At 41.4% G+C, this 696-nt stretch carries 1 pseudogene; it reads right to left on the reverse strand.

The annotated features are described in order from the left end of the window. Positions 1-525, reverse strand: a pseudogene (locus HC175_RS15935) (hypothetical protein); the annotation flags it as partial. Positions 526-696 lie beyond the last annotated feature (171 nt).

A 696-nucleotide genomic window follows, 5' to 3' on the forward strand; every position in this document is an offset into this window, starting at 1 on the left:
AGGCAGGATCCACACCAGCACCAGGAGAAACCGCTGCAGGAATTCCGGTAGAAGGGTGTCAAAAATGCCATTTTTGAAGGGTAATACCGGCAATACTACCGTGACTCCCGCCCATACGAAAGCGATGATAAAAATCTTGACTCCCGAGATGCTTCTAAGATTGCGGCGTTTTCTGAAAACAGGTAGCGCATAAAGCAGGGTGAACAATCCGAAGAAAGCGCTCCACAAAAGCACCTGAATTTCCACCAAAAAAACTGAAATCAAGAACCCAAACAGACATAAAAGGGTAAAAACCTGAATAAATCTAAGCCTTTTGGTAAGGCTGCGGTGGTGCAAACCCGTAATGCCGGCATACTTTACAAAGTTGTAGCCGCAAATGCTTCCAAAAAGGATAAAAAGCAACAGGCTTTTCTCCGCCGGAATTCTAAGGTGCAGCCAGGTAATAACAACCAGGGAAATCACTGCTAAAGCCACATGAATGCTGCTGTTGATATAGAAAATAAATAGCTTTTTTGCAGCTCCCATTTTTTGTCTTTGACCCCTTAAAAACTTAACACATCTTGCCCTTTAAAATCATTAAAAAATAGGTTGATTTTCCTTATTTTCGCTCCTTCAAACACAACTTTTATTTAATGAATACATATTCTTTTGCTAAACGACATATAGGCCCCCGTGAACATGATCTTCAGGACATGT

This window comes from Salinimicrobium oceani (genome assembly GCF_012037645.1).